At 59.3% G+C, this 20,517-nt stretch carries 18 protein-coding genes and 2 pseudogenes; 10 read left to right on the forward strand and 10 right to left on the reverse strand.

Annotated features, from left to right (window positions below):
- Positions 1–133: 133 nt before the first annotated feature.
- A complete protein-coding gene (locus tag F8N12_RS09040; protein WP_150580154.1) occupies positions 134–406 on the forward strand; it encodes a hypothetical protein in 273 nt (90 codons plus the stop codon).
- A gap of 64 nt (positions 407–470) precedes the next feature.
- On the opposite strand, the gene F8N12_RS09045 is transcribed toward F8N12_RS09040, so the two are convergent.
- Positions 471–2,381 carry a hypothetical protein gene (locus F8N12_RS09045; RefSeq protein WP_150580155.1) on the reverse strand — a complete coding sequence of 637 codons (1,911 nt, stop codon included), beginning with the start codon at positions 2,379–2,381 and terminating at the stop codon, positions 471–473.
- 206 nt (positions 2,382–2,587) lie between these two features.
- Here F8N12_RS09045 and F8N12_RS09050 point away from each other — a divergent pair, with 206 nt between their 5' ends.
- Positions 2,588–3,865: an acyltransferase family protein gene (locus tag F8N12_RS09050; protein ID WP_150580156.1), complete on the forward strand. Its 1,278-nt coding sequence runs from the start codon at positions 2,588–2,590 to the stop codon at positions 3,863–3,865.
- 86 nt (positions 3,866–3,951) lie between these two features.
- Positions 3,952–4,326, forward strand: a complete 375-nt coding sequence (locus F8N12_RS09055; protein WP_150580157.1) for a DUF2784 domain-containing protein — start codon at positions 3,952–3,954, stop codon at positions 4,324–4,326.
- A gap of 3 nt (positions 4,327–4,329) precedes the next feature.
- On the opposite strand, the pseudogene F8N12_RS09060 reads toward F8N12_RS09055, so the two are convergent.
- Positions 4,330–5,118, reverse strand: a pseudogene (locus F8N12_RS09060) (GGDEF domain-containing protein); the annotation flags it as partial.
- Between F8N12_RS09060 and F8N12_RS27805 the strand changes: the two are divergent.
- Positions 5,113–5,292 (forward strand): annotated as a pseudogene (locus F8N12_RS27805) (GGDEF domain-containing protein); the annotation flags it as partial. The pseudogenes F8N12_RS09060 and F8N12_RS27805 overlap by 6 nt on opposite strands.
- A 111-nt stretch (positions 5,293–5,403) precedes the next feature.
- Here F8N12_RS27805 and F8N12_RS09065 read toward each other — a convergent pair.
- Positions 5,404–5,931 (reverse strand): DUF3087 family protein, encoded by a 528-nt coding sequence (locus F8N12_RS09065; RefSeq protein ID WP_150580159.1) that lies wholly within the window; start codon positions 5,929–5,931, stop codon positions 5,404–5,406.
- A 212-nt stretch (positions 5,932–6,143) separates the two neighbouring features.
- Here F8N12_RS09065 and ppnN point away from each other — a divergent pair, with 212 nt between their 5' ends.
- The 3 genes from ppnN to F8N12_RS09080 all read left to right on the forward strand — a co-directional run bounded on the left by ppnN (position 6,144) and on the right by F8N12_RS09080 (position 9,674).
- A complete protein-coding gene (gene ppnN / locus F8N12_RS09070) occupies positions 6,144–7,517 on the forward strand; it encodes a nucleotide 5'-monophosphate nucleosidase PpnN (protein ID WP_150580160.1) in 1,374 nt (457 codons plus the stop codon).
- Positions 7,518–7,671: 154 nt separating this feature from the next.
- On the forward strand, positions 7,672–9,144 hold the full coding sequence (locus F8N12_RS09075) for a nucleobase:cation symporter-2 family protein (RefSeq protein WP_150580161.1): 1,473 nt from the start codon (positions 7,672–7,674) through the stop codon (positions 9,142–9,144).
- Positions 9,145–9,200: 56 nt separating this feature from the next.
- Positions 9,201–9,674 (forward strand): LEA type 2 family protein, encoded by a 474-nt coding sequence (locus tag F8N12_RS09080; RefSeq protein WP_150580162.1) that lies wholly within the window; start codon positions 9,201–9,203, stop codon positions 9,672–9,674.
- A 537-nt stretch (positions 9,675–10,211) separates the two neighbouring features.
- Here the strand turns inward: F8N12_RS09080 and F8N12_RS09085 are convergent.
- From F8N12_RS09085 to gnd, 3 genes are read right to left on the reverse strand one after another with little or no spacing between them, the layout of a single operon-like run.
- A complete protein-coding gene (locus tag F8N12_RS09085; protein ID WP_150580163.1) occupies positions 10,212–11,033 on the reverse strand; it encodes an HAD family hydrolase in 822 nt (273 codons plus the stop codon).
- Positions 11,030–12,553 (reverse strand): glucose-6-phosphate dehydrogenase, encoded by a 1,524-nt coding sequence (zwf, locus tag F8N12_RS09090; RefSeq protein WP_150580164.1) that lies wholly within the window; start codon positions 12,551–12,553, stop codon positions 11,030–11,032. Before zwf ends, F8N12_RS09085 begins: the two co-directional genes overlap by 4 nt.
- Positions 12,550–13,530: a phosphogluconate dehydrogenase (NAD(+)-dependent, decarboxylating) gene (gene gnd, locus F8N12_RS09095; RefSeq protein WP_150580165.1), complete on the reverse strand. Its 981-nt coding sequence runs from the start codon at positions 13,528–13,530 to the stop codon at positions 12,550–12,552. The genes zwf and gnd overlap by 4 nt, the downstream gene beginning before the upstream one ends.
- Before the next feature lie 283 nt (positions 13,531–13,813).
- Between gnd and F8N12_RS09100 the strand changes: the two genes are divergently transcribed.
- From F8N12_RS09100 to F8N12_RS09110, 3 genes are all read left to right on the forward strand, one after another.
- The gene (locus F8N12_RS09100; protein WP_412072136.1) at positions 13,814–13,993 is read left to right on the forward strand and encodes a DUF6026 family protein; all 180 of its coding nucleotides are present in this window, start codon (positions 13,814–13,816) and stop codon (positions 13,991–13,993) included.
- A 225-nt stretch (positions 13,994–14,218) separates the two neighbouring features.
- Positions 14,219–15,964: a phosphoethanolamine transferase CptA gene (locus F8N12_RS09105; RefSeq protein ID WP_150580167.1), complete on the forward strand. Its 1,746-nt coding sequence runs from the start codon at positions 14,219–14,221 to the stop codon at positions 15,962–15,964.
- A gap of 774 nt (positions 15,965–16,738) precedes the next feature.
- The gene (locus tag F8N12_RS09110) at positions 16,739–16,939 is read left to right on the forward strand and encodes a hypothetical protein (RefSeq protein WP_150580168.1); all 201 of its coding nucleotides are present in this window, start codon (positions 16,739–16,741) and stop codon (positions 16,937–16,939) included.
- 99 nt (positions 16,940–17,038) lie between these two features.
- On the opposite strand, the gene F8N12_RS09115 is transcribed toward F8N12_RS09110, so the two are convergent.
- From F8N12_RS09115 to speB, 4 genes are all read right to left on the reverse strand, one after another.
- Entirely contained in the window at positions 17,039–17,530 is a 492-nt protein-coding gene (locus F8N12_RS09115) for a GNAT family N-acetyltransferase (RefSeq protein ID WP_150580169.1), read from the reverse strand.
- Between the two features lie 80 nt (positions 17,531–17,610).
- Positions 17,611–18,210, reverse strand: coding sequence for a DinB family protein (locus tag F8N12_RS09120; protein WP_150580170.1), 600 nt, complete (start codon positions 18,208–18,210; stop codon positions 17,611–17,613).
- 17 nt (positions 18,211–18,227) lie between these two features.
- Positions 18,228–19,346, reverse strand: coding sequence for a cell division protein ZapE (gene zapE / locus F8N12_RS09125; RefSeq protein WP_150580171.1), 1,119 nt, complete (start codon positions 19,344–19,346; stop codon positions 18,228–18,230).
- 397 nt (positions 19,347–19,743) lie between these two features.
- The coding region (gene speB, locus F8N12_RS09130) for an agmatinase (RefSeq protein ID WP_150580172.1) at positions 19,744–20,517 on the reverse strand (774 nt) is incomplete at its 5' end.

Genomic DNA, 20,517 nt, shown 5'->3' on the forward strand with positions numbered 1-20,517 from the left:
CAATCCGCATGTTTTACATACAATGAAGTTCCCAGCGGATAGCATGCGCGCCGCATTGCCATTGCGTGACCTCGCTGAACGAAGAGTTGGCAGGTGCGGCAACTCCCTACACCCAGACTTGAAGAGTATTAAATTGAGCGACGATTTTTCTTCGAATCCCGTCGTCAGTCTGCCGTACGTTCATCTTTCCAAGACTGAACTGTTACAGCTTGACTGCTTTATCGGGCAATACATCAAGACCCGTAATCTTCGATCAGTTTCGGGAATCGATAGCCGCCTGCGCCTGGCCCTCAAGCACTATCCGGGCAAGCCGCCAGTGCGGGTCAACGAATTGAATGCCTGGATCGACAAAACGTTAGGGTTTCGAGCGGCTCATCCTGATGATTTGCCGTTGGACGACCAGTGAGCTCGCTTTTGCTCAGTGCGCTTTCACTGACCTGACCTCGCCTGCCGAGCCAGACCAAGCGTTGTCAAGACGCGCGCCACCTCAAGGCGAAGAGCGTTTCACCAGGTACCTCAAAGTGAATACGTCCATCCCGGCAGTCGACAGTGGCAGCGCGACTGCGGCTGTCCGGGCCGAAGAGAGCCAGGGAGGGGCAGGCAGTACCCGCGCCCTGCAGGTTGATCTGTTGCAGACGCACGCCTTTGTTTACGCCCAGCACGCTGCGCTCCCGGTCACGAACCATCGCCAGGGCATCGACCTCGAAAGCGCTGTTGTCCAGACGCTGAACCTGATCGAGCCAGTGCGACTGGATGAATTGTTGCGCGAGCCCGACCGGTTTCAACTCGAAGCGATCAGGCCCAGGCATGCGGATCATGCCTTTGAGGTGGTGCGGATCGTCAGCCGCCTGAAACCAGGCGAGCATGTCGAGCAGGCCGTCCTGGGCTGAATTAATTGCAACCGAGGCCCACCAGAGTGAGGCGAAATGCGTTTCCTGTTCATAAGGGCTGACGCTTGAACCACTGGAAATATTGGTCTGGTCCAGCAGCAACGCCTTCCTGGGGCGGCCATCGGCCTCCAGGCCTACGACTTGCGCAGCCTGACGAACCGAATCGCGGTACACCCGAGTGGCCAGCAAGTCGCGAATCATCCACTCGTGCCAGGCCAGGGCATCGATCTGTGGCTCCGACTCCTTGAGCAGGCGCCGGGCCCAATCGATGCCACGGTGCTGCGCGCCTTGGGCGATAAAGGGTCCGTTGACGAAGCGCGAGCTGGCCGGCATAGCGATGCGCACCCCCGCCTCGCGGGCCCCCGGGTAATCGCGCACCTGTCGAGACATCGCCTCGAAGAAGCGCTTGTAAGTCGCATAGTCGGGGTAGTTGTAGTTGGGCTCGTCGGCAAACGACAGATAGTGAGTGCCCCGTCCGAGGGCCACGGTTGTCGCCAGCCAGGCGTTCAGGCCGGCAATGCTCTGGCTGTTGGCTTGCAGGTCTGCCTTACGCCCGCTGGCAGCCAGCAAGGTGATATCGGTATCGATGCCACCACGTTCCAGGTAGAAACGCCTGAAGGCATCCTCGTAATGCGGCTCAGTCGCCAGGATGTCAACGGCGCTGTAATAAGCACCGGCCGCAGGCTTGAGCGCATCGAGTACGGCATGGCTCGAAGGAGGCGGCAGAACGTATGGCAACGCCACGCCCAGGCGCGGCGTCGGGCCGAGTACCTCGGCCTGCAGGTTGAGTTCGGTATGCCCCGTGTCTTGACGTAAAGGCTGCAGGTGCTGTGGCCGCTGGGCGAACAGGTTTGCCGTGCCGTCCAGCCAGAAAGCTGCCTTGCCTCGACCCTGCAGGCGCAAGCGCCAGCTCTGGTCCTTTTCGCTGACGGGCAAATCAATCCGGTCGAACCGCGGATACTCTTTGTAGGGCTGCAGTTTCAACTCCAGCTGGGTGCCGTCGCCCAGTCGTTCTGCAACCAGAACGTTCACGCCACCGAAGAACTTGCCTGCCAGAATGGCATGCTCACCGGCGCGCACCTTGAAGTACAGCTCGGTATTGGAGGGTATTTCTGCACTGAAATGTACCTTCGTCGGTGCGAACAGGGCGACGGTTTTGTCATCATGTTCAAATCGATAGCGCCTGAAGCTATAGCCAGGCACTTCCACGCGGTAGCTGGCGGCGCTGGCAGGCAATGCCCATTTTTGCTCGCCGCGACCCTCGCTGGCGGGAATAAAGCGCTCGCCTCGCAACCGCCCCTCACCGTCCAGCAGGTAAATGCGCTCTTCATTGGCGTCGGTCTGCCAGGCTGGTACCCAACTGACACGCAACGTATCGGCGCGGGCCGGCTGTAAATACAGGCTGCCGTCGCGAACATCCCCCCAGCGCATCGGGGCGGCATCGACCAAACTGCAAAATGTGAGCGTCAGTACCACGGCAATGCGGTTCATAGGTGCTTTCCACTACGTCTGCCCAACCACCAGTTTGGCGTTTTGCCATTATTCGTTCTGAACAGTAGTCCGGATGTAACTTAGACGAGAAAAATAGTACGGATCTACGATGGATGGTATTGAAAGTTTTTTGGCTGGATGCCCTAAGGCTGCGATCAGGAAAGATCCCGGATGCCCGTCTTACAGCAATTTTTTTGACGCCGTAATTGCGTCGACGACGGTTTAGGCTAAACAGCACGGACCGGCTTGCTCTTTCAAAGAGCGCTGCTAACGTCACATCAGACAAGCCGGTAAATTCAGCGTCATCCACGGTGCCACGCACACACAGGAGCCCGACAATGCGCGCAGAGCAGCGGTTTGCATCACTGGACAGCTTCAGGGGGCTGATGGCCGTTTCAGTGGTGCTCTATCATCTGCGCGTGAGTGGCAGCTTCACCGAATGGTTGTTTTTTCGCCACGCCGAAGTATTTGTTTCGTTCTTTTTTGTATTGAGCGGTTTTGTATTGACTCATGCGTACGGCCGCTCGATTGAGTTTAATTTCAGACGATTTTTTATAACCCGAACTTTCCGACTTTTACCGCTACACCTCTTCATGCTGGGTATCTTCATTCTGTTGGAGTGCGGTAGATATATTGCCTTTCATAAGGGCATGGACTTCAATAACGCGCCGTTTACCGGGAAGTTTGCACCGTCGCAAATACTGCCTAATGCCCTGCTGTTGCAATCGTGGACGCCTTTGACAAACCCGCTGTCGTTCAACTATCCGTCCTGGAGCATCAGCATCGAGTATTACACCTACATGATTTTCGCCCTGATTCTGAGCATCGCTTTCGGCGTCAGAACCTGGGTGTGGGCGACGATGGTCGCCGTCGCGCTGGCCTTGGCGTACGCAGGCAACACCTTTTTCACCATCGAATCGCTGCGCGGCCTCGCTTACTTTTTCACCGGCTGCCTGGCTTATGCCGCTTACCTGAAAATGCCGAATCCTGGCCGGGCCAGGACCGGGTTGCTGACCCTGCTGGAAGTGGTTGCCGTCGCCGCCGTACTGGTTTTCGTGGTCAACGACTTTGAAGCCAAGCCGTTAGTGGCCAGCCCGCTGTTCGGTGCCATTGTGGTGATATTCGCTTTCGATGGTGGCGCGGTGTCGAGGCTATTGGCGGGAAGGGTTTTCGGTTTTCTCGGCAAGTTGTCATATTCCATTTATCTCACCCACGCGGCGGTGCTTTTTTGTGTGGTGTCTGCGTTTATGGTTGCGAAAAAAATCCTCGGCGTTGACATCGCACCGATGATCGAGGGGACTCGCTTTCTGGACCTTGGCGATGCAGCACTGAACAATTTCATCGCTTTGCTGGTCACGGGATCGGTAGTGCTGGTTTCAATGTTCACCTATCGGTACATCGAAATGCCCGGACAAGCGCTTGGCCGAGGGCTTGCCAACAACCCCGCACACCGCAACCCCGTGCTGAGACCCGACGCCGACTAAACCCGGCACCGGTTTGCCAGCCTGTACGCGAAGCACACTTCGCGCAAGACTGTCGGCATTGGCCTGCACGCCCGGGGAGTCAAAACATGCTTTATCGAATCGCCGCAGACGGCCTGGTGCTGTTTCATCTGGCGTTCATTCTGTTCGTGCTGTTCGGCGGGCTACTGGTGCTGAAGTGGCGGCCGCTGATCTGGCTGCATCTGCCCGCCGCACTTTGGGGCGTGTGTGTCGAAGTCCTGCACCTGCCCTGCCCGCTGACGGCCTGGGAAAATTTCACCCGTCGCGCTGCCGGGCAAACCGGTTACGGCGGCGGTTTCATCGATCATTATGTCTGGCCGGTCATTTATCCGGCGGGCCTGACGTCCGGCATTCAATGGGTGTTGGGCGCAGTGGTGTTGGGGATTAACCTGCTGATTTACGCCACGCTGATCAGACGCCGGGCCCTGCATAAGCCTGTGTGACCCTTAATTGGCGATCACACTCATGTTGCGACCGCCGGCCTTGGCCACGTAGAGCGCCTTGTCGGCGATACCTACCAGGTCCTCCGGCTGGACTTGTGACGCAGGGTCGTAAGCGGCGACTCCCAGGCTGATCGTCACCCGGCCCTCGACGCCGTCCTTGTGTTCAATGGCGGCCTGCATCACAGCGCGCCGGATTTTTTCGGCGACCAGAAAGGCTCCGGCATAGTCCGTGCCGGGTAGTATCACGGCGAATTCTTCGCCGCCATAGCGGGCAGCAAGGTCGGCAGGACGCAGTATGTTTTGCGTGATGAACGCGCTGATCTTGCGCAGACACTCATCGCCCGCCACATGCCCATAGCGATCGTTGAACAGTTTGAAGTGGTCGACATCAATTATCAGCAAGGCGAGACCACTTTGAGTTCGTCGCGCGCGGCCCATTTCCGAGTGGATGTACAAGTCGAACTGACGACGATTTGAGAGCCCCGTCAAGGCATCCTCCAGCGCCAGCAGATTGAGGCTGCGGTTAACTTCAATCAACGTGTTCTGAGCGTCCAGCAAATCGTTCTGGACACGATTCTGCTGTTTGATCAGGCTGATCAGGCGCCCACCCAACACGCCGAGAAACCCGAGCAGCACCAGCACGATCGTCGCACTGAGGATCGACTCTGTGCGCCAGCCTGAGAGAATTTCGGCTTTGCTGAGCGCGGTGAACACAATCAGCGGATAACCTTCGACGCGGCGAAACCCGACCACACGCTCGACGCCATCAATCGCCGACTTGACCGTCGCCGTTCGATCAAGCAGGCCGACACGCTGCTGTTCAGCCTGGTGGAGCGGCTCGAAAGCGAGGGATTCGACCAGGCGCGCTTGCCGCGTTTGCCGCGCTTGCCGCGCTTGCTCCGTGCCCAGCGCGGCGAGTTGGTCCAGTTGCATGGCTTGTTCGTCTACGATGAAGAGGGACGCTGGCGGTTCGCCTTGATCTATGACGGAGGGTTGCCCCCATATCGCTCCCTGAAACCTGGTTATGACGACGCTCCGGTCGTCATTCGACCGCGTTCCCGGTGTGGCCCTGCCCAATCAGCTCACCGGCTGCTTCACTGCGTCGATCCATGCGGGGTTCAATCGTGGTTGGTGTGAGTCCAGTCCCAAGGCTTCCATTCGTACCTTGTGCTCATTCATCTCCCGCATCAACTGCCCATGATCGCTGGAATTGCCGTCCAGTTCGTGCATCTGAGTCAACCCCAGATGATAAAAACGCAGCAGTTTCATTGCGCTGGGATCTTCTTTTTCAACCGCCGCCGTCACTTGGTGCATGACGTTGGTCACGCTCATCAGGCTGCGCTTGAGCTGCCAGCCGTAGACCGCCGGCGCCATCCATTCCTGTTCCCAGAACACGCTGCGCATCAGGCCCACCATCAGCAACACCGCAACAAACACGCCCCCCACGTTGAAGCGCATATTATCTCCGTCCGGCTCGCCAAACAGGCTCACCGCCGCGGTCGACAGAGCCATCGCCAAAGCGAGGAAAATCAGCGCGATAATCACTGTGCTGCGGCGCGTCTGGCGGCGGTAGAGTTCGGGATTTCGCGGCTGGATGTCGAACATTGCGTCGGGTTTCCTCATGTCATCGGCAAAAAGGCTGCAGGGCATTATCGCCTCTGCGGGGGATTTAGCTATGCTGGGGCTCCTTTTCATCTTTTCATCGTCAAAGGGGAACGTGGCGATACAGCTCAGTTCGTGCCATCTTCTTTCTTGGATTCACACTATTCGGATGCCATGCGCCGTCGGGCGGGTGACATCGTTTTAAGGATTACTGAATGACCCAACGACATGTAATCAACGCCTCGGTCAGCCCTAAAGGCAGCCTGGAAACCCTTTCTCAACGCGAAGTTCAACAACTGAGCGAAGCCGGATCCGGCAGCACCTATACCCTCTTCCGCCAGTGCGCCCTGGCCATTCTCAACACCGGCGCCCATGTTGATAACGCCAAGACCATTCTGGAAGCTTACAAGGACTTCGAAATCCGCATTCACCAGCAGGACCGTGGCGTGCGCCTCGAACTGCTGAACGCACCGGCCAACGCCTTCGTCGATGGCGAAATGATCGCCAGCACTCGCGAGATGCTCTTCAGCGCCCTGCGCGACATCGTCTACACCGAGAACGAGCTCGATAGCCAGCGCATCGACCTGAGCACTTCCCAGGGCATCAGCGACTACGTGTTCCACCTCCTGCGTAACGCGCGCACCTTGCGTCCCGGCATCGAGCCGAAGATCGTGGTGTGCTGGGGTGGCCATTCGATCAATACCGAAGAATACAAATACACCAAGGAAGTGGGCCACGAACTGGGCCTGCGCAGTCTGGACATCTGCACCGGTTGCGGTCCCGGCGTGATGAAAGGCCCGATGAAGGGCGCGACCATCGCCCACGCCAAGCAGCGCATCCACGGCGGGCGCTACCTGGGCCTGACCGAACCCGGCATCATCGCCGCCGAAGCACCGAACCCGATCGTCAACGAACTGGTGATTTTGCCGGACATCGAAAAACGTCTGGAAGCTTTCGTCCGCGTTGGCCACGGCATCATCATTTTTCCGGGCGGCGCCGGTACTGCCGAAGAATTCCTCTACCTGCTCGGCATCCTGATGCACCCGGACAACGAAGGCCTGCCGTTCCCCGTCATCCTCACGGGGCCGAAACATGCCGCGCCATACCTGGAGCAACTCGACGCGTTTGTCGGCGCAACGCTGGGGGACGCGGCCAAGCAGCATTACGAGATCATCATCGACGATCCGGCGGAAGTGGCCCGGCAGATGACCCAGGGTCTGAAAGCGGTGAAACAGTTCCGCCGCGAGCGCAACGACGCGTTCCACTTCAACTGGCTGTTGAAGATCGACGAAGGCTTCCAGCGCCCGTTCGACCCGACCCACGAAAACATGGCCAATCTGAAACTGAGCCGCGACCTGCCGGCCCACGAACTGGCGGCCAACCTGCGCCGCGCGTTCTCCGGCATTGTCGCCGGCAACGTCAAGGACAAAGGCATTCGCCTGATCGAAGAACATGGCCCATATCAGATCCGTGGCGACGCGGCGATCATGCAACCGCTCGATCAGTTGCTGAAGGCCTTCGTCGCTCAACACCGGATGAAACTGCCCGGCGGCGCTGCCTACGTGCCGTGTTATCAAGTGGTCGCGTAAACCTGCTCAATACTGTGGCGCGGCAGGCCGCCTGCTCGCCACAGATCATTGCTCGCCTTCAAATTGCAAAGCTCACCGCTCGCTAGAAAAGGGGCTTTCTGGCATCCTGCGCGTCCATTTTCTGACCCGGCCGCCCGCAGGCACGCACATCATCATGACCGCTTCCGAAAAAGCCCCCGCCCCGCGCAACCACGATCTCATCTATGGTCTCGACGACCGCCCTCATTTGACCGCGACGGTGTTCGCCGCATTGCAACATGTGCTGGCCAGTTTCGTCGGCATCATCACACCGACACTGATCATGGGCAGCGCCCTCGGCCTGCAAAGTGAAATTCCCTACCTGATCAGCATGGCGCTGTTCGTCTCGGGCCTGGGCACCTTCGTCCAGGCCAAGCGTTTCGGCCCGGTCGGCTCCGGTTTGCTGTGTCTGCAAGGCACCAGTTTTTCGTTCATCAGCGTGATCCTCAGCGCCGGCTTCATGGTCAAGGCACGAGGTGGCGGCACTGACGAAATACTCTCGACGATTTTCGGCGTGTGCTTTTTTGCCGCGTTCATCGAGGTGCTGCTGAGCCAGTTCATCGGCAAATTGCGCATGCTGATTACACCGGTGGTCACCGGCACAATCATCACGCTGATGGGGTTGTCGCTGATCAAAGTCGCGATGACCGATATCGCCGGCGGTTTCGGCGCGCCGGACCTGGGCGCCGGCAGTCACCTGGCGCTGGCTGCATTGGTGCTCGGGACGATTGTGGTGCTCAATAGGGTCGACGTGCCGTTCCTGCGCCTGGGGGCAATCGTGATCGGGCTGACCCTGGGTTATGCGGTGGCGTGGTTCATGGGGCACGTGGATTTCGCGAGCATGCCCGAGGTACCACTGATGAGCGTCCCCGTGCCGTTCAAATACGGCTTCAATTTCGACTGGGTGGCGTTCATACCGATCGCGGTGATTTTTCTGGTGTCGCCGCTGGAAGCTGCGGGCGATCTCACTGCCAACTCGATGATCTCCCGGCAGCCGGTCAAGGGTCCGCTGTACATTCGCCGGATCAAGTCCGGGCTGCTGGCCGACGGGCTCAACTCGGCGATGGCGGCAGTGTTCAACAGCATGCCGATGGTGACCTTTGCGCAGAACAACGGGGTGATCCAGCTGACTGGCGTCGCCAGCCGCTACGTGGCGTTTTTCATAGCCGGTCTGTTGGTGGTGCTGGGGCTGTTCCCGATGATTGGCGCGGTGCTGCAACTGATGCCGAAGCCGGTGCTGGGTGGCGCCGAGCTGGTGATGTTCGGCACGGTCGCGGTAGCCGGTATCAAGATCCTTGCCGAGGCGGGGCTGCACCGACGCAACATGCTCATTGTGGCTATTTCCATCGGTCTGGGCCTGGGTGTCGCGGCGGTCCCGGAGGTGCTGCGCGAGCTGCCCACGGCGCTGCACAACATCTTTGAATCGCCGATCACCGTCGGCGCGTTGTGCGCTATCGTGCTGAACATCTTCCTGCCGGAAGACTTCATCGAGCTGGAAGAAGATGATTTCGACCCGGAAGCCTCGATTCTTCGGGTGATGGAAAACCCCGAAGTAGCGAGCAAGGCTGAACCGGCGGTGCCCGGAGTGGTCGGACAGATGAACCGCTAGGCAGGCTTGAGGCAGCGCCTTGGGGGTCGGCCTTATTCTTTTTAGTGAGTGTGCCCATGCGCCGTGTCCACGCGTTGATTGTTTCTCTGCTGATGCTGACTCTTAGCGCTTGCGCCCTGCTGCCCCAGCGCGATCCGTTGAATATCAATGTGGTTGGACTTGAACCGATGCCAGGTCAGGGTATGGAAGTGCGTTTTGCGGTAAAAATCCGCGTGCAGAATCCCAATGACACGACCATCGATTACAACGGCGTGGCGCTCGATCTGGAGGTCAATGGCCAGCCTCTTGCTTCCGGCGTCAGCGATCAGTCGGGCTCGATTGCACGGTTCTCTGAAACGGTGCTGAGCGTGCCGGTGAGTGTTTCGGCGTTCTCCGTGTTTCGCCAGACCGTCGGGCTGACCCGCACTCAGACGCTGGATAACCTGCCCTATGTTCTGCGTGGCAAGCTGGCTGGGGGGTTGTTTGGAACGATGCGGTTTGTGGACAGTGGCAAATTGAGTTTGCCGGGGGCTGTGACTGGCACTTGGTGAGTGTTCTTGTAACCGAGACAATACGGGAAATGCTTTTCGATTCACTGTGGGAGCCGGCCTGCCGGCGACAACTATGTCTTGGGCGCCGGGGATCTCTCGGTGTACATATCCATTGCTGCGGTGATGGCTGATATTGGTTCCGCTTTTACAGGGGGTCACTTGCAGAAGCGCCAAGTAACCAAACGCTCTTGCCCCCGACGTCCGGTGGCACGCGGGTTCCGCCGCAACATAAATCTATGTAGCAGCTGGCGCAGACTGCGTCCGGCCCGGGCCGCGATCGGACGGAGCAGTCGTAAAATCAGGCGGCGCGGCTTGATAGATAACCGCATTCTCGGGATCGACGACGACAACGACAACCACGACGGCTGCTGCGCTGCCGGACGCAGGCTGCGCCAGCTGCTACACGTTCTGTGGCGCGTGCGCTGAATGGTTCTGGCAGATGAACCTGTGAGCTGCTGGCTTTGCTTTGCTTGAGATCTTGATCTTGGATCTGCCCCGTCGGAAGGCATGGCAAGCCAGTTGCTACAGAGGTTTGAGTTATCGAGGGTGAATGTAGCGTTCGATTGCCTGGGCCGCGCCGTCTTCGGTGTTGGCGGCGGTGACCACGTCTGCCTGGCGCTTTACGGCGTCTTCGGCCTGGCCCATGGCGATCGACAGCCCGGCGCGGTGGAACATGGCCGGGTCGTTACCGCCGTCACCCATGGCGGCAGTCTGTTGCAGCGGTACGCCGAGGTGCTTGGCAAGTGTCGCCAACGCTTCACCTTTGTTCGCCAGCAGCGCAGTGACATCCAGGTAGATCGGTTGCGAACGAGAAACCTGCGCCTGGCCTGCCACTTTCGGAATCAACTGCGCTTCCAGTTCGATCAACAGCTGAGCGTTGTTGCTCGCCGCGACAATCTTGTCGATGCGCTGCAAATAGGGTTCAAACGACTCGACCACAACCGGCGGGTAGCCAAGACCGCTCTGTTCGCGCGGCACCATCGGCCCGGTCGGGTCCTTGAGCAGCCAGTCGCCGCCGCTGAACACCCATACTTCAATGTCCGGCAAATCGGCAAACAGGCTCAGGGCGGTCAGCGCTGCGGTCGCCGGCAAGTAATGCGCGACCAGCAACGTACCGTCCGGATTGACGATCGTGCCGCCGTTGAATGCTGCTGTCGGCAGATCGACACCAAGCGCTTCGATCTGCTGCAGCATGGCTTTGGGCGGCCGGCCTGTGGCCAGGCTGAACAGCACGCCCGCCTCGCGCAGTGAACGGACCGCATCAATGGTGCGCTGCGTGAGGCTGTGATCAGGCAGCAGCAAGGTGCCGTCCATGTCACTCAGCAGAAAACGAATGGGCTGTTGCGTCCGCTCACTCATCCGAGGCCGTGCCAGACGCGGCCATCGCGAGTCAACAAGTCTTGAGCCGCAGCCGGCCCGTCCTCACCCGCCGCGTAATGCTCGACGTTTGCGTCCTGCTGCCAGGCATCGAGGAAAGGCTGGACGGCGCGCCAGCCATTCTCGATGTTGTCAGCACGCTGGAACAGCGTCTGGTCACCGGTGAGGCAATCGTAGATCAGCGTTTCGTAGCCGGTCGACGGCTGCATTTCAAAGAAATCCTTATAGGCAAAACCCAGCTCGATATTAGCCATTTTCAGCGCCGGGCCCGGCCGTTTCGCCAGCAGGTCGAACCACATGCCTTCATTGGGCTGGATCTGAATGCGCAGATAGGTCGGTTGCAGTTCGTCGACCTCGGTGTCGCGGAACTGCGCATACGGTGCCGGTTTGAAACAGATGACGATTTCCGTGTCGCGCACGCTCATGCGCTTTCCGGTGCGCAGATAAAACGGCACGCCGACCCAGCGCCAGTTGTCGATCATGACTTTGAGCGCAACGTAAGTTTCAGTAGTGCTGTCGACCGCTACGTTGTTTTCCTGGCGATAACCGGGCAACGGCTTGCCATCGACTTCACCAGCGCTGTACTGGCCGCGGACCGAATTGGCCCGCGCCTCTTCGGTCGTCCACGGGCGAATAGCCCCAACCACCTTGGCTTTCTCACCACGCACCGCGTCAGCGCCAAACGCGGCGGGCGGTTCCATGGCCACCATCGCCAGCAGCTGAAACAGGTGATTGGGCACCATGTCGCGCAAGGCACCGGTGTGTTCGTAAAAACTGCCACGGGTTTCCACGCCGACGGTTTCGGCGGCGGTGATCTGCACGTGGTCGATGTAATGGTTATTCCAGAATGCTTCGAACAGGCTGTTGGAGAAACGGCTGATCAAAATGTTCTGCACCGTCTCCTTGCCCAGGTAGTGATCGATCCGGTAGATCTGGTTTTCCGACATGACACTGAGCAGGCAGGCGTTCAAGGCCTCTGCAGTCGGCAGATCGGAGCCAAACGGCTTTTCAATCACCACCCTTCTGAAGGCGTCGGGGGTTTCCTTCAGCAGGCCGGCAGCGCCAAGCCGGCGCACCACTTCACTGAAGAAACGCGGCGCGGTGGCCAGGTAGAACACCGAATTGCCGGTGCCGCTGGCGGCAATTTTCGCCGCCAGGGCCTGATAAGTGCTGTCGTCCAGAAAGTCGCCCTGGACGTAGCTGATGCCACTGGCGAGCTTGGCCCACAAATGCGGATCGAGAATCTCGTCGCCCTTGCCAACCTTCGCCGCCACTTCGGTACGGATGAAGTCTTCGAGTTTTTTCGCGAAGGCTTCATCGCTGATGGCGTTGTGATCAACGCCGACGATCCGCAATCCATCCCCCAGCAAACCGTCGCGACTCAGGTTGTACAGCGCCGGCATCAGCAGACGCTTGACCAGGTCACCATGCGCGCCGAACAGAAAAAGCGTGGTCGGTGGGGCGGGTTCGGCCTTGGATTTATTGCGGATCAATCCGGTCATTTTTTCGAAGTCTCCACGTGGCCGCCGAAGCCGAAGCGCTGGGCCGACAGGACTTTGTCGCCGAAGCTGCCTTGCCCGCGTGAACGGTAGCGCGAGAACAGCGAGTTCGACAGCACCGGCACCGGCACCGATTGCTCCATGGCAGCTTCGATGGTCCAGCGACCTTCGCCGCTGTCCGCGACCGAACCGGAATAACCGTCAAGCTTCGGATCGCTGGCCAGAGCGTCTGCCGTGAGGTCCAGCAGCCAGGACGAGACCACGCTGCCACGGCGCCAGACCTCGGCGATATCGGCGACGTTGAGGTCGAAGCGCTGATCTTCCGGCAGATTTTCGCTGGCCTTGGTCTTGAGTATGTCGAAGCCCTCGGCGAAGGCCTGCATCATTCCATACTCGATGCCATTGTGGATCATCTTCACGAAATGCCCCGAACCTGCGGGACCGGCGTGAATGTAGCCGCGTTCGGCACGGTCATCTTCGGACTTGCGGTCCTTGGTGCGCGGGATGTCGCCCATGCCCGGTGCCAGGCTTGCGAACAGCGGGTCGAGGCGCTTGACCACTTCGGCTTCGCCGCCAATCATCATGCAGTAGCCGCGCTCCAGGCCCCAGACCCCGCCGGAGGTGCCAACGTCAACGTAATGCAGGCCTTTTTCAGAAAGGCTTTTGGCCCGGCGGATGTCGTCCTTATAGAAGGTGTTGCCACCGTCGATGATGGTGTCGCCGGGTTCGAGCAAGGTGCTCAGTACTTCGATGGTGTCTTCGGTCGGCGCGCCGGCAGGCAGCATGACCCACACGGCGCGCGGCTTGGCCAGACCGGCAACCAGTGCCGGCAGGTCGATTACGCCTTTGGAGCCTTCGGCAGCGAGGTTATCGACGAAGGCGGTGTTGCGGTCGTACACAACGGTGGAGTGTCCGTTGAGCATCAGCCGCCGCGCAATATTGCCGCCCATGCGGCCCAGTCCAATAATCCCGAGTTGCATGTGCTGATGCTCCCTACTACAAATAAAGTGTGTCAAAGGTTATAGCGCAATGCGACTAATGGGGGTTAGTCCAGAGCATTGCCATGAAGTTTCCGGGCATTGTGCCCGATCACGATAGATAACGTCGGGAATCGTAACGAAGACACGCCGACCATGAAAAATAAAAAAGTTCCATTAAAGGGCAAAAGAAATCAAAATTGCTGCCGATAGTGTTGATGTCCCGTTCGATGAGCGGCCAGAACACAGTTGATGCAAGCTTGCGAGGTGAGCCATGGACAATTTGATGACCGCACGTCCCCTACAAACCCTGTACGTTACCATTCGTCGCGACGAACTGAACACGCTGCGCGAAGAGCGCGAGCTGCTCATGCTCCAGGTCGCTAACCTGCAGGAACGTTTGCAGCACCTGCAGCCTTCTGAATACCGGTTGCCAGTCACGACCAAGAAAGCACTGCACAATTAATCACTCGCAAACCAGGCTTTGACCTTACCGAGCGAGGGTCAGCCTGGTTTATGTGTCCGTTGCATGTACGACCCGGGCGACTGGCCCAGTCGCGCACAGCTCACGAACTTTTCACACCCCTCTGGCCATAATTGCTCCATTGCGGCCGCCCGTTGAATCTTGTGTGGCCGCTATTTGCTGCCGCTGCCTGCGCCAGCCATCCCGAATCACATGCTGGAGCCCTGAATGGCGACGTTTGAACGCAGCAACACGACTGCGAAAGGTTTCGATTGGGCCGGATTTCTCTGGCTGTTCCTGTTTTTCTGGTACTTCTCGGGCATTACCCAACTGCTGATCCAACTGACGGGCACCTCGGGTTTCAGCGGGTTCCGCCAGGCCTTTGTGATCAGTGCAATCTGGCTCGCGCCGATGTTGCTGTTCCCGAAACAGACCCGTGTGATGGCGGCGGTGATCGGCGTGGTGCTGTGGGCTTGCTCGATGGCCAGCCTGGGGTACTTCTTCATCTATCAGCAGGAATTTTCGCAAAGCGTCATCTTCATCATGTTCGAGTCGAACACCTCTGAAGCCGGCGAGTACATGACCCAGTACTTTGCCTGGTGGATGGTCGCGGCATTCATCGCCCACACCGCCTTCGCCTGGTTCCTGTGGACGCGCCTGCGCCCGGTTTACATGCCCCGCGGTCGCGCATGGGTGGCGGCGACGGCCATCGTGATTGCGGTGGTGGGTTATCCGCTGATCAAGCAAACCCTGCGCATGGGCAACTTTGCCGAAGGTTTCGAGAAGTTCGAAACCCGCATCGAGCCGGCCGTGCCATGGCAGATGGCAGTGGCGTATCACCGCTATCTCGACACCCTCGCCGGCATGCAGGACATGCTGCACAGCGCGAGCAAGATCGCCCCGCTGAAAAACCTCAAGGATGTCAGCGCTGGTCAGCCCCAGACCCTGGTGCTGGTGATCGGCGAATCGACCAACCGTCAGCGCATGAGCCTGTACGGCTACCCGCGTAAAACCACGCCGGAGCTGGACAAGCTCAAGGATCAGCTGTCGGTTTTCGATAACGTCATCACCCCCCGCCCTTACACCATCGAGGCGCTGCAACAGGTCCTGACCTTTGCCGATGAAGACAATCCGGATTTGTACCTGTCGACGCCGTCGCTGGTCAGCATGATGAAACAGGCGGGTTACAAGACGTTCTGGATCACCAACCAGCAGACCATGACCAAGCGCAACACCATGCTCACGACCTTCTCCGAACAGGCCGACGAACAGGTCTATCTGAACAACAACCGCAACCAGAACGCCGCGCAATATGATGGCGACGTGATTGCGCCCTTCAACAAGGCGCTGACCGATGCCGCGCCACGCAAGTTGATCGTTGTGCATCTGCTCGGTACGCACATGAGCTACCAGTACCGTTACCCGTCGACCTTCGACACATTCAAGGATCGCAACGGCGTGCCAGACGGCGTACGTGACGATCAATTGCCGACGTACAACAGCTACGACAATGCGGTGCTGTACAACGATTTCGTGGTCTCGAGCCTGATCAAGGACTACGCCAAATCAGATCCGAACGGCTTCCTGCTGTACCTCTCCGACCACGGCGAAGACGTGTTCGACTCGCCCGGCCACAGCACCCTGGGCCGCAACGAGAGCAAACCGACGGCGCCGATGTACACGATTCCGTTCATGGCCTGGGCATCGCCGAAGTGGCGTGAGCAGCACAACTGGGATTTCGCCGCAGACCTTGATCGGCCTTACAGCAGCTCGCATTTGATCCACACGTGGGCGGACATGGCCGGCTTGAGTTTTGATGAGCTTGATCATAGCAAAAGCCTGGTCAGCGACAGCTTCAAGGCGCGGCCCCTATTGATTGGCAATCCTTATGAGCGTCAACAGAAAGCGTTGATCGACTTCAGTCTGATCAAGCCGAAAGTGAAAGCCGAACCGACGGATATCGTCCTCAAGTAACCACCCGCCCCATGTAGCAGCTGGCGCAGCCTGCGTCCGATCGCGACACGATTGGACGCAGCTTCGCGCTCATTAACCGACGGCCCCATGTAGCAGCTGGCGCAGCCTGCGTCCGATCGCGACACGATTCGGACGCAGCCTCGCAGGCTCGGCAGCTGCTACACGGTTTCCGTCAGCCGCCTCACCCTCATTAACCGACCACCCCATGTAGCAGCTGGCGCAGCCTGCGTCCGGTCGCGACACGATTCGGACGCAGCCTCGCAGGCTCGGCAGCTGCTACACGGTTTCCGTCAGCCGCGCCGCCCTCATTAACCGACCACCCCATGTAGCAGCTGGCGCAGCCTGCGTCCGATCGCGACACGATTTGGACGCAGCCTCGCAGGCTCGGCAGCTGCTACACGGTTTTCGTCCGCCGCCGCGCCCTCATTAACCGACCGCCCCATGTAGCAGCTGGCGCAGCCTGCGTCCGGTCGCGACACGATTCGAACGCAGCCTCGCAGGCTCGGCAGCTGCTACACGGTTTCCGTCCGCCGCCTCACCCTCATTAACCGACCACCCCACGTAGCAGCTGGCGCAGCCTGCGTCCGATCGCGACACAATTCGGTCGGTTTCTATAACGTCGTGTACCGGGGCGCGGCGCGCACGGTGACCCGGAGCCTGGACTGGAAGCTCTAGGCGCAGTTAATTCCCAATTAACGAGATCGGCAGATAATGTCCGCGCAGTATTGCTTCATGGACGAAATCGCATCCGACATGCTTAGTGGGAGGCAGACCATGAAAACGACACCGTTGATTGTTGCCGGGCTGATGACTTTTGTTTCGGTGAGTGCATTTGCCGAAGGTGGCGCAGAACGCATGCGCTATTACTACGAGAGTCTGCGCTTGAGCCAGCAGGAGAACCAGCGTCAGCAAGCTGCTGAACTGCGCGTTCCGGACGATCAAACTGCGCAAATGACGGAGAGTTACAAGCCGTGAAGTAAAAAGGGCGTCCCATGCGGTCGCCCTTTTTTGATTTGAAATATCGGGCACTCCCCGCTTGCCGGACGAACGAAGACTTTTGTTCAGCGCCTGAATTTACAGCGGCTTGGTCCAGAACAGCATCCGCCCGTGTGCAGGGTCGAACATGCCGGCGGCGAATCCGAATTTGGCGTAGGACGATTGGGCCACGGCATTGCCTTCGAGCACCTCCAGGGTGATCTTGCAGCACCCGCGCTCACGGGCGATGTCCTCGACCTTTTGCAGCATTTTCTGGCTCAGGCCCAAACCGCGAAACTTCGGCACCACGGACACATCGTGCACGTTGACCAGTGGCTGGCAGACAAAGGTCGAAAAACCCTCAAAGCAATTCACCAGCCCCGCCGGCTCGCCATTGACGAAAGCGAGGACGCTGAAGGCGTGTGCTCGTTTGGCCAGTTCTTGCGGCAGTTGAGCCAGGACTTCAGCAGGCAACGAGCGACCACCGCCCATCGGGTCTTCAGCGTAGGCGTTGAGCACCAGGCCAATCGCCTCGGCATGCAGCGGATTGGTGTAGCTGGCCTGAAGTACACGTATTTCTGCGGATTCCATTTCCATCCTCGATCACAGCGCGGTTGTTTCAGCGCGCCTACCGCGCTGCTGGGCCAGCGACCCTAGCGCGAGTCATACGTTTACTGCAACCGCTGCACGCCGGTGCCCCAGATCAGCGCCTCGGTCCAGCCCAGCTCGGCGAAATCCGCGGCGCGCAGATGCGCTTCACCGACGCTGAAAAACTCGTCGAGTTGCGGCGGTGCTATCGAGGTGCTGCTGAGCATGCCGTGCACTTGTCCGCGGTGATGAATCTGGTGTTCGAACAGGTGCGACAGCAGGCGCAAGCGACTGTCGTGCTGCGGCGTTTCACGGGCAATGGTCACGAGCTTGCCGAGATCGGCGTCACGCATCTGTTCGCAATAGGCGAGCAATCGTCGATCGACGTGGGATTGCTCGCGCAGGAGGTCGGCGGCGTTGGTACAAGGTTCATCGTCCTGGAAAAACACCAGGTAGTCAGGGTGCGGAGCATCGCCGCGCAGCTCCCGCTCCAGCGCATCCACGTAAAACCAGTCGCAGGTCAGGATGTGATTGAGGGTGGCACGCAGGCTGGGGAAAAAACCGCTTCGCGGCGCGCACAGCTCGACCTCACTGAGCTGACGCCAGGCCTTGGCGAGTCGATGATTGGCCCACGCGTTCTGATAGGCCATGGTCAGCAGATGGTGGGACAAAGGCTGATGCACAGTGGCACTCCTTCGGGTCAGGACTCGGCGAAACGTCGCAGCTGCATTTCCTGCAGACGGCTGAGGGTGCGGCGGAACGGAAATGCCAGGTACCCTTCGGTGTAGAGCGATTCCATCGGCACCTGCGCTTCGAGGTACAGCGGCACTTTACGGTCATAGCATTCGTCGACCAACGCTATGAATCGCCGCACGCCGTCGTCGTGTACTGACAGTTGCGGCAACTGCCGATCACCAGCGGCCACGCGCTCGACGCCGTCTTCAGTGCCCCGAGCAATCCGCCCCTCGCGCTGTTGTGCGCTGAGGTTGGGCACATCACTCAAAAGAATAGCCTTGAACCGATCGCACAAGGTCATGAAATCCATGGCCGCGAACGGTTGTTCACAGAGATCGGCGTAGCGGGCCCATAGCACTGACTGGCTGGCCTGGACCACCGCCAGCGAACGGTGTCCGACCGAGATCGGCGAACTGTTGACTTGTTCGTCAACGGTCAGCGTTTTGAAGGCCTCACTCAACGCGCCAGGCTCACCGCAAGCGGCGACCCAGTATCGTTGCAGACCGGTGCCTGGCAACAAACGATGATCGGCGCCGCCGTCCACCGCAATCACCTGCATATGTTGTTGAATGGCCTTGATGGCCGGCACGAAGCGGTCCCGGTTGAAACCATCCGCGTACAGCTGCTCCGGGGGCTGGTTGGAAGTGCAGACCACCACAACGCCCTCTTCGAACATCACTTCAAACAATCGCCCCAGAATAATCGCGTCACCGATGTCATTGACGAACAGTTCGTCAAAACACAGCACGCGCACCTGCGCGCTTAACTCGCGAGCCAACGCTTTCAGCGGGTCGGCCGTACCGGTCAGTTGAAACGAGCGCTGATGCACCCAACCCATGAAATGATGGAAATGCTGGCGCCGGGCAGGCACGCGCAGGGTTTGGTAGAACTGATCCATCAACCAGGTTTTACCCCGTCCGACCGGCCCCCACAGATATACACCGGTGTTCGGAGCCCGGCCTTCATGCAGCGCTTCGTGACATTTCTGCAACGCCCAGACGGCATGTTCCTGGGCTTCGTCCTGAACGAAGCCTTTATGTTCGATGGCCTGCTGCCAAGCGCTTAGGGGGGAGTCGGGATTCATGCGCGGCAGTATACGTTCGCTGCGGTTGAACTGGAAAAAGCTTTGGCAGGCAGGTCGCCACATAACCTCTGGGAGCCAGCCTGCTGGCGATGGCGATGGCGATGGCGATGGCGGCGTAAAAGTGAAACCAATATCAGCCATCACGGCAGCAATGAATATTGATCATCGTTCCAACGCTCCGCGTGGGAACGCCGCCAGGGACGCTCCGCGTTCCGAAATTGACGCAAGACTGCAGCCTTGCGCTGTGTAGTGACGCAGAGCGTCACGGGAAGCATTCCCACGGGGATCGTGGGAACGATCAATAAACGGTGAGCCGTGGAGCATTGACGCCTAGGCTTGAGCGAGTCCTGCCAATTACAGTGGGTGGACCGAGCACGCGTTTTTCATGAGCAGGGACTCAAGCATCAACCTTGTGCTTCGCCGCATACAAACACAGCATTTCCATCGCCAGGGTCGCCGCTGCCAGTGAGGTAATCTCCGCGCTGTCATAAGCCGGCGCCACCTCAACCACGTCCATGCCGACCAGATTAATCCCGCGCAAACCACCAAGAATCTCCAGCGCCTGCACCGTACTGAGCCCGCCGCACACCGGGGTGCCAGTACCCGGCGCAAACGCAGGGTCGAGACAGTCGATGTCGAACGTCAGATAAACCGGATGATCACCAACCCGCGCCCGAATCGCTTCGACGATCGCCTCTACCCCACGCCGATGCACCTGCCGTGCATCCAGCACCTCGAAACCCTGATGATCATCATTAGTGGTGCGCAAACCGATTTGCACCGAGCGTGACGGATCGACCAGACCTTCCCTGGCCGCGTGCCAGAACATCGTGCCGTGATCGACGCGCTTGCCCTCCTCGTCCGGCCAGGTGTCGCTGTGGGCATCGAAGTGAATCAGGGACAACGCGCCATGTCTGCGCGCGTGTGCCTTGAGCAACGGATAAGTGATGAAGTGATCACCGCCGAACGTCAGCATCGCCGCGCCGCTGCCGAGGATGTGCCCGGCGTGGGCTTCAATGCTTTCCGGGATCGAGTGCGGCGTGCCGTAATCGAACTGGCAATCACCGAAATCGACCACAGCCAGATGATCGAACGGATCGAACGCCCACGGCCAATGCCGCTCCCAGGCGATTCCGGCAGAGGCGGCGCGCACGCCCCGTGGCCCGAAGCG

It is taken from the genome of Pseudomonas fluorescens, from assembly GCF_902497625.1.
GTDB lineage: Bacteria > Pseudomonadota > Gammaproteobacteria > Pseudomonadales > Pseudomonadaceae > Aquipseudomonas > Aquipseudomonas fluorescens_BQ.